Genomic DNA, 11,739 nt, shown 5'->3' on the forward strand with positions numbered 1-11,739 from the left:
CTTAATTTAACTCGGCTCATAAAGAGGTTGAACAGCCACAATCACGTAGTCAAATATGTAATTGAGAATGGCATTTGATTATTTTATGTCTGAATTGATCAGACCTATTTTCAAAAAAAGGCCGAGTATAAATAATCGGCCTTTCTATTTCATAGTATTTAATTTAGTCTACAATGTCATATACTCTTACATAGTCTACGACCATTTGTTGTGGAAAAGGAGTTCCTTCTACAGGGAATCCTACGAAAGATCCTCCCACAGCGATGTTCATTAACATGAAGAATGGATTCTCATTAAATGGCCATTCTTCAACACCTTGAGGCAGGTCGTCAATCGTTATCTGGTTGAAGCGGATATCGTCTATAAAGAAATCTATGTAATCCGGGTGCCATTCGATGGCAAACACGTAGAAATCTTTATCAAATCGCTCACCTTCAAGTTCATACTCTCCGCTGATTGCACCACCACCGGAATAACCAGGTCCATGTATACTTCCTATGGTTGTAGAAGGTTCCTGACCTCTCAATTCAGTGATATCTATTTCACCTACAAATGGCCACGGGACCGTATTTGGATCATTGTCCGGTTCGGTTTCGATATTCGCACCCAACATCCAGAAAGCCGGCCAGATACCACGTCCGCCTGGCATTTTAATACGTGCCTCCCAGCGACCGTATTTCTGCTCAAACTTATCCTTGGTGGTTATTCTTGCAGAGGTAAATTCAAAACCTGCAAAGCTTTCTCTTCGGGCCGTAATGACCATATTTCCCTCCCCGTCCAAAGAGACATTCTCGGGTCTGTCAGTATAATATTGCAACTCCTGGTTACCCCAGCCATTCTCGCCATTTCCGATCTCAAAATTCCAGTTGTCTGTATTGATGGATGCTCCTTCAGCTCCGTCAAAGTTATCTTCGAATACAAGCCTTAGTTCAGAAGCTTCAAATCCAATCTCATCATCTTTTTCACAACTCCAAAAAGCCGTAAGCAAAACCCCGCAAAGCAAGGCCATAGCAATTCTTAATTTCAGTTTCATTTTTTATTTATTTAATTATTTCAATTCTAGTTTTGAATGAGTGATACATTATCTATGACAACAACTCCTGTTTCTGCTCCCATATCGAATAATACACGACTATTTGCAAGTCCGAAACTGGCTGTGAAGGTGTATTCGAATGTTTGTAAAGTTTCGGTAAGAGTAACTACCTCTGTGTCTGCTGTAAATGGGGCTTCATTAAGACCGATTCCAGCGATTATGGTACGAGTTCCTGTACCTGGGTCTGTTGCGGCTTCAAATGTAAAGGTATACGATTCACCTTGAACGATCTCCACAATCTGGCTGAGGTTCACGTCAAATGGTTGACCAGCTACAGCAATGTCGGCAAAGTTAAAGCAGTTACCTCCGTCACACTGAATATTAAAGGCATTTCCAAACCAGGCGGTTGCTCCTCCTTCGAAATCTCCGTTGGCGAGAAGGTTTCCGCCTCCGCCACCACCTCCGCCACCGTTGACGGGATCGGAACCTGCGATATAAAGATCATCATAATAATATGTTGAACCATCACCAGGTAAATCAGGAATAAACTCGAAAAATACGATCACACGATCATAAGCAATAGCGCCATCGATCTGGCCGGTAAAATTAAATACCAGTTCTTCCCATTGATTAGTCATAGAGGTGTTTACGTCGATAAAGACCTGAGAGTCTCCGCCAATTGCTTGATTCTCCAGAGCAAGACGCACCGGAATATTCGCTTTTGGAGACCAGGTTTTCATTGTAAATATTTCCGAAGTGGAAAAATCGATCGGTACTTCAAGGTTCAGTAATGTTCCTGCAAAGAAGGCAGATCCATTAGTTTTGGTAGTGCTCACCACGCGGTTTGTAGGATTTATACCAGTAGGGTCAGGATTTGTTATTATAGAAGAAGCAGCTCCTTCAAATCCTTCAATATCGTAAGTCAAGGTCGTAGATTCAAAACCAACCGGCATAGATACTGCCGCAGCATTTGAATCGTCAACGTTCGGAGAAGGAGGAAGTGGCTCCATTCCAATCTGAAGTGATCCTTCAACTTCTGCACCGCCTAAAGTCGCTGTGATGAATGCAACTCCTTCACCTACAACGGTAACAAGACCGGTCTCGTCCACAGTAGCAATACTTTCGTTAGAAGAGACGTAATCGAAATATGCAGGTGCAGCACTAACAGATTGCAGCAAACCATTGGGAAGATTATAAGTAACCGAAGCTCCTGAAATAGAGAAGGTATCACCAACGTTATCGGGAATGACCTGATCCTGTCCTTCCAGGATCGCGGCGCTTTCTTGAATGATGGTATTTAAGTTGTCAAATTTTACTTCATCGATCCATAATTGATAGGATGAACCATCGTCCGCAGCTTCAGCTAACCAAAGCATTCCGCCTTCTTGCTCTAGTTTTGCACCATTCGGAATTGGTATATAGTACTGTTGCCAGTCTGTTCCAACCTGAAGGCCCAGCGCATCAGTTCTGTAGGTTTCTCCCTGGAAGGTCAAACCGAAACCAATTATATCAATATTTTCACCTTTGGATGCCCTGGCATAAAAAGTGAGTACATTATAATTGGTTAAATTTCTTCCGCCTTCTACTGTGAATACCCCTCCGGCAAATCCACCGTTGGGATCACTAGTGTTGGGAACATCAAAACGAAGCGAGGCACTGCTTTCGAATGCAACTTCGTTGTCTACATCAAACGCAGTAACGTTAGAGGTTCCAAATGCATCATACTGTAATCCCGGGGAAAATACATCCAGGAAGACCTCAGCTATATCCGGGAATGAAGCCTCAGGCAAATTGTTATCGTCCGGTTGACAACCCAAAATTAATGCCAACAGCACGGCCGGCAGTAAATAAACAACTGTCCTTTTTCTAAATATCTTTCTCATTACTCTTTATTTTCCGATGTTAATGTGTACATAAGTTCTGATTTCCCACTCGTTTCCATTAGCGAATCCTTGATCTATCGGATTCTGGAATTCAAATCTCGGAGAGAAATTATCCATTGTACGATATATATATCGTATACCAAGACGAGTGTTTGGCAAGATAAACCAATCGGGTTTTCCAACCGTTGTAGAGAGGTCTGCCATAAACTGGAACGGGTACGTAAGGTTGAAGTCACGGTGGTAGTCAAAAGGCCCCCAATCGTCTATTTTAACCTCGGTTGTGAATTTTATTTTCTTGTAGATTGCTCGAATATCTCCACCATAGCGATAGATCACACGATCATCTGGTCCGTTTGCTTGTCCGTTTCCGCCATAGAAATTAGCAACTAGGCCGAATTCCGGAGACAACTTGGATACAACCCTACCGTAGAATTCCCATAGGTCCTCTGCAGGAGGTGCCCCGCTAAATGCAATTGGGTCCCTGATTCCCTCAAAGAAACCGATTGACGCATCCTGAGTGGTTGATAAGCTTCTGTAATTGAAACCAAGGCTGGCCGCAAAAGGTGCATCTTCAGCGCGATCATTGTCCCATTCATAGAACCATGATCCCGGGGTTGGATCCCACGTAAGTAAGATCTCACCCGCCGTTGTTTTACGATTGGCTCGCACCACAAATGGATCATCCAGGATGTTTCTTGACCTTGCCGGAGCCGGAGCTCCGATCGGGATTGGATCAACTATTGGCTCCTGCCATAAGAAGTTAGGTGCAATCTGAAGATTTCCAATTGTATATGTTAATCCGGTTAAGAAGTTATATTGATTTCCACTTCCGCTGTCCTTCAATCTCCATCCGGTAAAAGTCTTTGTGTAATCTGCACCCCCGTTAGCAACAAGTCCCTGGGCTGCTCCCTGAGCATACCAGTTGAATTTACCACCGGTATAGGTAACCTTGGCTTTACCACCCCAGTTGTCGTTACCGTCGATAGTATTTACAAGCACTTGCTGATTTCCGTCTGCATCTGATTGAACTATCTGATATTCTCGGTCATTTAGTGGTTGACCGGCCCAGATACCTCCGACTCCTACTTCCCATTTACCGAATTTACGGCTGGTGAATAAGGTTGCTCTTCGCGTTCTTGGCATAGGAATCGCGATAGAGGTTACAGCTTGTCTCGGTTCCGAAATATCTTCATGAAATATACCGGTTACTGCATATTTACCAATATTCGTGCTGTACTTGGCCAGTATCGCCGGGTTAGCCCCCCACCAAAGTTCGGGTCCGAAGGCTACTTTTAAACCTTTTAACTCCTTTTTACCTTCAAACTCGAATCCGAATGGTGTAAGACCATTATAAATATCGAGGTTTGGTCCATAGTTCGCTTCCGGATACAGTCCGAAGAAGTCACCTTCATAACCCCAGTGGTAGTGTCCCGTTCGGTAGAAACCCGTCATGTTCACATACTTGCTGTTCCAGCTGAAATCAGCCTGATAGATTGCTACCCTGTTATTATCTGTAATTAGCTGATTTTCTCCGGTACTTGACTGAACAACAATAGGTCTTCCACGATTCTCATAAAAGATCTCATTGATCGGATTCGATGCAACATTACCCAGAACGTTGGCAACAACGTTGGCACGAAGTCCGGGCATAGGATTTCCTTCAACTCCGATAAAATAAGATTCCATATTATCAAAACCAAGTTGGTTAGGGTATCTATTAGGATCATTTGGGTCTGGATCTTCCGGTGTTGTAATCCGTTTACCTCCTGTATTGAAGGTGGTTATTTCTGCGCGTAGCGTACTTAATCTGATCTTACCGCCTCCTCCGGAACCACCTCCGCCAGCCAATGCCTTATCTCCACGTGCGCGAAGAACAGCGTCGATGATCTGGATTTTTCCGAAATGCTCTTCAAGAGATCCCAATGTAGCACCCATGGCATAAGGATTGTATTGATGAGCCTCTTTTAGTGCATAATATGCAGCTCTTGGATAAAGGGTGTATAATCCGCGTTCGTTGGTAGGACCTTTGGCACAAATACCGAACCATTCCTCGTTCATGTTGTTCTCCCCCTCAACATGGTCGAACTTGTAGCCTCCGTTTTCCCAGGAAGCATTATTATCGTGGGCATCCAAATTCTTGGTTTGACCAAATTTCCACCAGCCATCGCTAAACTGGAAGGTAAATCCACCTAGTGAGTTCCCGGCTTTACCAAGGCCTGCGGCATTGGCGTAGATATCTTTCCAGTTCTCTACCATATAATAGGCCTGAGACTGCTGATCTTCTTGGTTCTGAACTGCATTAAAGGCGTCAGACCCAAATTCGGCAAGCAGGAATGGCTTGCCGTATTCATTCTTAACACGCTCGAAGGCATCTCCAAAAGAAGTTCCTCGATACATATTCGTACCAAAGATGTCGATGTCCGGACATTCTTCGGCTATGATGTCAAGAAATAGTAAGTCACCATTACAAATGGCGACTGGTCTGTCGTTAACGACCTCCTTTATCCATAGAGAACCTTCGTTAAAAAGCTTATACATTGGTCTGGCACGTTGGGTAGACCTCCTGTCCTCCATGGGAATATCCTCGGTTTCTGCACCATCCCAGAACAGACCGTAGTTGTTCTCGTTACCAAGCATAAACAATAAGATACCAGGAGTGTCTTTAAAATCGTTGGCCATTTGCGTGACCTCTTTCTTCAATATCTCCTTAACTCTGGGGTCGGAATAATCGGTGTTGGGCTGCCAGGCCCCGTCGATCGTAAGACCATAGCGCCCGAAAGAATGGTTGATCATGGTATAGATACCATAGTTCTCGTAAATATATTGAACCCACTTTGGTGGAACTCCAACATACTGTCGGATGACATTTACTCCCATATTTTTCAAGAGGGCCATTTCGGCGTCAAGTGCATCCTTAATAATATCGTCTGGTTGGTTCCAAAATTGATAGGCAGTTGTCGCTATTGTTTCCCCTATGGGAATGTAATCCCAATTCATACCGTTTACCATTATCTCTTTTCCATCTACAATGAGCCGCTGACCATCTGTAGAATTGGAAACAGAAACTTTGTTGGCCTGGGCTAATAATGATGTCGTGAAGATGAGAAAGAAGAGTCTTAACAATTTTTGTTTCATAGATATACTTTTTTATGAGTGTCGATACATCCTTGCAACACAAATGTTGCATTGCTGTTTTTTCAGCGGAACGATAAATATATAATTTAAAACTTATTAATCAATCAGGTTACTAGGCAAAAAAACTATACATAGGCTGTTTTTTTCGCTCTCTATTGAGAATATGACATTTTTGCCTTGTTATTTGTATCATATTCGTAATGGAGCAAATGTTCAGCAAGAAATCCATAACGCCAATAGTTGTTATGTTAATATTATGTTAATGATGTATAAATGTTGTAGTGATTTTATTTTCTAATTCGTTAAAATGTGCTTTTTTGCACTGCTTTGTTTTTCCATGGTGACATATCAGTCTAATTTGCATAGATCCACGTTGAACCTTTGATTGGTTTTTCATCATTATCGAAACTGGCTTTTACGATTTTATAATTCAAGAGTACTTATAGAATCATTGTGATATCAGATTACAGTTTGAATCACGTCAAGAAAATTTATCAACATAATTTAATTTTAAAATCAAAACGAATTCACTATGAAAAAATTTACTCTATTAGTATTATCGGTTTTCGTTGGAGTCTCAGTAAACGCTCAAAATTTACTGACCAATGGAGATTTTGAAGGAGGAAATGTCGCATGGTCAGGTAACGCCTTTAACATTCAATGTGACGGAGGTAACTGCTTTAACTTTGCGGACATTGCCGTAGCCGGAAACCCATTTGACGTTAATCTAAGCCAAGCTGGTCTGGATCTTACCCAAGGCGAAACTTACACTTTGACTTTTGACGCTTCTACAGATCCAACTACTTCAACCCGTACAATGATCGTTGGTATTGGTTTATCCGGAGCTCCCTTTACAGCGAATACTGCAACTGCAAATCTTACGGACACCACTCAAAATTTCGAATTTGTATTTACCGCTTCATTCGGTGATCCTAACAGTCGTGTACTTTTTGACATGGGAGCTGAAACGGGTGTAGTTGTTATCGATAACGTTTCCCTTGTTGTTGGGGGTTCAGTAGGTGGAGAGCCAACTGAAGCTGCTCCAACCCCTCCGGGTAGAGATCCTAACTCTGTAATTTCAGTATACAGTGATGCATACACAGACCTGCCTAATGTTGAATTCGGAGCGTTTGCTGTAGGTACTCAGGCTATCACAGACCGAGAAATTGGTGGTGATAACTTCAAAGAAATCGATTTTGCACAGCCTACCGCTGGCTTCCTTTTAGTAGACTGGGGAGATATTGTTGATGCTACTGCTATGACCCACTTCCATATGGATTACTGGACAGATACGCCTTTACAAACCGGTATGATCGCCAACCCGAAATGGTCAAATCACGTTGGGAATAATGGAGAAACATCTGCTTTTGAACTTACCAATCCAGTGACTACGTTCGGTGAGTGGGTGTCCGTTGACGTCCCATTGGCAGATTTTGACCAAGGTGACCCAACTCAACAGAGAGATGCGCTAAGACAATTTATTCTTACAGTTGTTGGTGCCGACCCGGGAACAAGAAAAGTATTTCTTGATAATATATATCTGCATGACAATACTACTCTGAATACAAATGATTTCTCAGCCGCTGAGATCTCTGCATATCCTAACCCGGTTGTAAATGATCTTAATATCAGTTCAGTTGAAAACATATCTCAGATTACTATTTATAACATATTGGGACAGATAGTACTGCAGGAAGCTCCGAATAGAAGTGATGTGACTCTTAATGTTTCTCAACTTCAATCTGGGACTTATATTGCACGAGTTACAACTGATTCTGGTAGCCAGACCGTAAAAGTAATTAAGCGATAACAATAGGAATTTATTCTTTTTTATCAGATATCTGATAAGATTCAATGAGCCCGGCTAGCCGGGCTCATTTATTTTTGCAAATTACTTACGGCCTGTCAAGATCTTGACGACCGTTAAAGAGTTTTGCGAAGCGCTTAGGCAGGGGAGCGGTGATTGTAAGTCTTTCGTTTGTAAATGGATGGTGAAATTCCAAAGATGAAGCATGCAGATACATCCCTTTACCTCTTAGTATATAATGTTCAGGAGTGTAATCCTTGTCACCTAAAATCGGGTTTCCCTGAGTAGCCATATGAATTCTAAGCTGATGTCTTCTGCCTGTTTTTGGGTGGAGTTTTACAAGATTCAGGTAATCGAACCTGGGTGAAACCATAGTAGCTTCTTTTTCAAAATGGGTGATTGCTTCTTTGTCACCAATAGGCTCCTTTATTGTTCCCTGAGCTTCCATGGCGCCGATAGTCACGGCATAATAGGTTTTGTCGATCTCTTTATTCTCAAACATCCTATTTAATCTTCGGATGCTTTCAGCAGTCTTACCCACTAACAAAATCCCGGTGGTGGCAAAATCAAGCCTGTGAACTGGTTGAGGAGTAACAGCGTCGATCTGTTCACTATTTTGAAGGTTTTGTGGCAACGAATTGGCAATAGTCCTAAAACTGTTACCACTTACTAAAATCCCCGCAGGTTTAAGAATCGCTGCCAGGTAATCGTCCTCGAACAGGACCTTTAGATCTAGATTCAAAGTTTTACCAGGATCATGAACTTCTAGTGGCGTAAAAAGAATGCTTTCACCTCCTTTGATCATGGTTGCCGTAGTGGCTATTTCGCCATTGATTTGGATCAACTCTTTTTTCAACGCTTTTTTTAATGCCGATTTGGTGCGAATCTCCGAAAACAATCCAACCCCGTATTCCTGCAGTCGCTGTGGAGTTGCCAGTACGGGAACAATGTGTGAGTAGGATTTACCCATTTAAGCATTAGTTGAATCATCTAAAGTTAATCATTCAAAATACACCAATGTGCTTTCGTCTGTGCTGGCATAGCAAATTCTGCCCCTTGATGAGCATCGTACAGAGATCACCCTGGAGCTTCAAGAGTGAGAAACACCCTTAATTCGCTCCAATGGATTCAGTATAAAGTTAGCTCTAGTTCCTGTTTATCACAGTACTCTGCGGATTCCACGACTTTTTAAATCGTTGCATGAATGTGAGTACACACACTATTGATGTGGAAAAGCCCATAAGAACCATGGAAAACAGCATGATAAGTACTCCGGTATTGTAACTAATGTGCCAGGTTTCCAGCATTTGAGTTGCGAATACCGAGTTGATCTGGTACATGTAAATTGCCATGAACGCTGTAAAGATTATCGTGGCTATCGCTCCACTCATGAAACCCGCCTGCCATAAGTCCTGATATTTGGAATCAGGGTTATCTCTTAGATGGGTTTTAATAGCCCTATAAATACCACCACCAAATAGTATAGCATTAAAAATACTAAATACCGGGTATTCGTGTAATCCCAATAATTTCATCATTAGAAAATATGCGATCAAAGAAATCGCAATGATAATTCCGTATTTGTAGTAAGTCTTTAGCATAGCTTTTTTGGTTTTACCTAAATATGCGTAAAATTTGGATGCTCGAGGTGTTACTTAACAAAGATTAGCGTTATATTATTAAAAATTAAGAGTTTATTAGAGAAAGAATCTGATATAATCTTTACTTTTCATCCTATTCAAACTGAACTCTATAACTTACTTTCAAATGGAATATTTAATTATCATCCTGAAGTGTGTTGTTTCATTAAGTATATTGAACGTATGGTTACTTCGGTTTAATAAGTCCACTCCGTGGCGTGGAGGTGAAGCTAACAGCTTATTGGAAGAATTTCACGCATACGGCTTGCCCACATCTTTTGCTTATACCGTAGGAGTGATTAAAGTAGGACTTGCACTTCTTTTAATAGTGTCGATATTTTGGGACCCCGCGACCCTTTACGCTGCTGGTGGGATCATCCTAACCATGACCGGTGCCATTGTTATGCATCTGAAAGTAATGGATCCGCTCAAAAAATCCTTGCCCGCATTTATCTTCCTACTTATCTCGGCTTTCATCTTTTTCTCTAGTTTTTAGAACTTAAAACAACTAGCTCAACTAACCGGTTAGTTATGACTAAAATCTTCCTGTCAATGACCGGAATCATAGGAATTCTTGTAAGGATTTCTTAACTGTTCTACTTCAGAAAGAAAGACTGGAAATTTAATTATTGTCCAGTGTTATTCTTTCCGAACCTTCCTTTTTCCGGAAACATTCAAAGTATCGAAGAAATGGGAAGCGTAGTTAAGAATGAGTTTATACTTTGTATAAGTTGAGAGTACAATGTGTTGTCGCCAGGCAGGAAAAAGGCGGTACTATTATCTCGGGAATTCCCTCATTAGCACCTCTTGACGCACTTCACGCCAGCGACTTTCAGCTTAGTTTAAAACTTGAGATATGAAAAATCTAATAATGAAAGCATGTTTCCTATTTGTACTTGTACTCTTAGGATGTAGCAAAGATGAATTTCATGATCCGGTTGGTGAAGTAGCAGATAACACCTATTATATAATGGATCAGGAAGACGGAACCTACAGTGGGATTAAGATTAGTTCTACATCAGATAACAATGCCTTTACAATTCCCGAGCCTACGATTGACAGATTGTCTTTTAAAGGAGCTTATCTGTACGATGGACGTTTGTTAATTAATCTCAACTGGAACGCCTTGTGCGATGAAACCGGAATGTGTGGAGGAGCAGAGATCAAGCAGACCACGGCTACCTATGGGTATCACTTTGTGATGTGTCCGGCAGCCATGGTTGCCGAAGATAACAATGCCATATTTGAGGGAACAATTGTAGAGGTTATTTCCAAATGGGGTGATGTGCCTAATTTCGATGTGAACTGGAGGTTCTGTTTCAATGTTATTGACAACGCGAACGGAACAGGTTTCGAACATGACAAGATTTCAAAAACTATGATGTTTGGATCACCCATGTCTCCATTGATGAGTAGCATGTATCCCCCTGGTCATAATATTTGGTCCAGTAAGGGATATAATGACGTGATGCCACCCGGATTCGTTGAGGTAAGTCATAATCCCGAAATTCCGGTAGATTGATGACTAAAATAAGCCCGCAATACCAGGCGGGTTTTTCTTTTATAGATCTTCCAGCCACTTTTTTGTGCTGAATTCCAGGCCAGTGTGTAACTTTTACTATGCCGCTGAAGTGCCTGTTTACCTGTGAAATGCACAGATTTCCTAATATAAATAGTGAAATAGGCTATTTCTAAATTAATTAGCACTACCTTCGCACCATTATTGGCGATGAAGCATTTTTGTATCGCACCTTATTCAGGACTGTAGTAATATGTTCGATAGGATTATTTGACAAGATTTATTTTTCTTCTAGTAGTATTTTTACTTCCCTAGTTTTTAGTATCCTTTCTCTTTTCCTTTTTCACTTATCTCGTCTTTTTAATGGTAACAAATATTTGCATACATCATGTGGATTGCCAATGAATAAATTAAATGTATCAATATGAATTTGATTCAGAAATTTCAACAATTATTAAATATTAAAGTAAACAAAATGCAAAAAGGAACAGTAAAGTTTTTTAATAATGCCAAAGGATTTGGTTTTATTACACCTGAAGATTCAAGCGAAGACATCTTCGTACACATGAGCGGACTAATCGACGAGATCCGTGAAAACGACGAAGTACAGTTTGAAACTGCACAAGGAAAAAAAGGCTTGAACGCCGTACGTGTTGAGTTGGTAAACTAAATACCAGAACATCACGAACTCATAGGCCTCTCCATACGGAGGGGCTTTTTTT

Annotated in this window: 9 protein-coding genes; 4 read left to right on the plus strand and 5 right to left on the minus strand. The window is 41.3% G+C overall.

Annotation, left to right across the window (positions count from 1 at the left end; genetic code table 11):
• Nucleotides 1-163 precede the first annotated feature (163 nt).
• The 3 genes from J1N09_RS01610 to J1N09_RS01620 are packed head-to-tail and all read right to left on the minus strand — an operon-like array spanning nt 164 to nt 6,051.
• A complete protein-coding gene (locus J1N09_RS01610) occupies nt 164-1,033 on the minus strand; it encodes a glycoside hydrolase family 16 protein (RefSeq protein ID WP_265197642.1) in 870 nt (289 codons plus the stop codon).
• Between the two features lie 26 nt (nt 1,034-1,059).
• Nucleotides 1,060-2,916: a carbohydrate binding domain-containing protein gene (locus J1N09_RS01615; RefSeq protein WP_265197643.1), complete on the minus strand. Its 1,857-nt coding sequence runs from the start codon at nt 2,914-2,916 to the stop codon at nt 1,060-1,062.
• A 6-nt stretch (nt 2,917-2,922) separates the two neighbouring features.
• Nucleotides 2,923-6,051: a glycoside hydrolase family 5 protein gene (locus tag J1N09_RS01620; protein ID WP_265197644.1), complete on the minus strand. Its 3,129-nt coding sequence runs from the start codon at nt 6,049-6,051 to the stop codon at nt 2,923-2,925.
• Nucleotides 6,052-6,583: 532 nt separating this feature from the next.
• Between J1N09_RS01620 and J1N09_RS01625 the strand changes: the two genes are divergently transcribed.
• The gene (locus J1N09_RS01625) at nt 6,584-7,861 is read left to right on the plus strand and encodes a T9SS type A sorting domain-containing protein (RefSeq protein WP_265197645.1); all 1,278 of its coding nucleotides are present in this window, start codon (nt 6,584-6,586) and stop codon (nt 7,859-7,861) included.
• A gap of 85 nt (nt 7,862-7,946) precedes the next feature.
• Here J1N09_RS01625 and J1N09_RS01630 read toward each other — a convergent pair whose 3' ends face one another.
• Both J1N09_RS01630 and J1N09_RS01635 read right to left on the minus strand, forming a co-directional pair.
• On the minus strand, nt 7,947-8,828 hold the full coding sequence (locus J1N09_RS01630; RefSeq protein ID WP_265197646.1) for an RluA family pseudouridine synthase: 882 nt from the start codon (nt 8,826-8,828) through the stop codon (nt 7,947-7,949).
• Between the two features lie 175 nt (nt 8,829-9,003).
• Nucleotides 9,004-9,459 (minus strand): DUF4199 domain-containing protein, encoded by a 456-nt coding sequence (locus tag J1N09_RS01635; protein ID WP_265197647.1) that lies wholly within the window; start codon nt 9,457-9,459, stop codon nt 9,004-9,006.
• Between the two features lie 166 nt (nt 9,460-9,625).
• Between J1N09_RS01635 and J1N09_RS01640 the strand changes: the two genes are divergently transcribed.
• The 3 genes from J1N09_RS01640 (at nt 9,626) to J1N09_RS01650 (ending at nt 11,687) form a co-directional block, all read left to right on the plus strand.
• Nucleotides 9,626-9,994 (plus strand): DoxX family protein, encoded by a 369-nt coding sequence (locus J1N09_RS01640; RefSeq protein WP_265197648.1) that lies wholly within the window; start codon nt 9,626-9,628, stop codon nt 9,992-9,994.
• Nucleotides 9,995-10,354: 360 nt separating this feature from the next.
• Entirely contained in the window at nt 10,355-11,020 is a 666-nt protein-coding gene (locus J1N09_RS01645; RefSeq protein ID WP_265197649.1) for a hypothetical protein, read from the plus strand.
• 472 nt (nt 11,021-11,492) lie between these two features.
• Nucleotides 11,493-11,687: a cold-shock protein gene (locus J1N09_RS01650; protein ID WP_265197650.1), complete on the plus strand. Its 195-nt coding sequence runs from the start codon at nt 11,493-11,495 to the stop codon at nt 11,685-11,687.
• Nucleotides 11,688-11,739: the final 52 nt, after the last annotated feature.

The organism is Aureitalea sp. L0-47 (genome assembly GCF_026126405.1).
In the GTDB taxonomy this organism is placed as follows: Bacteria; Bacteroidota; Bacteroidia; order Flavobacteriales; family Flavobacteriaceae; genus Pukyongia.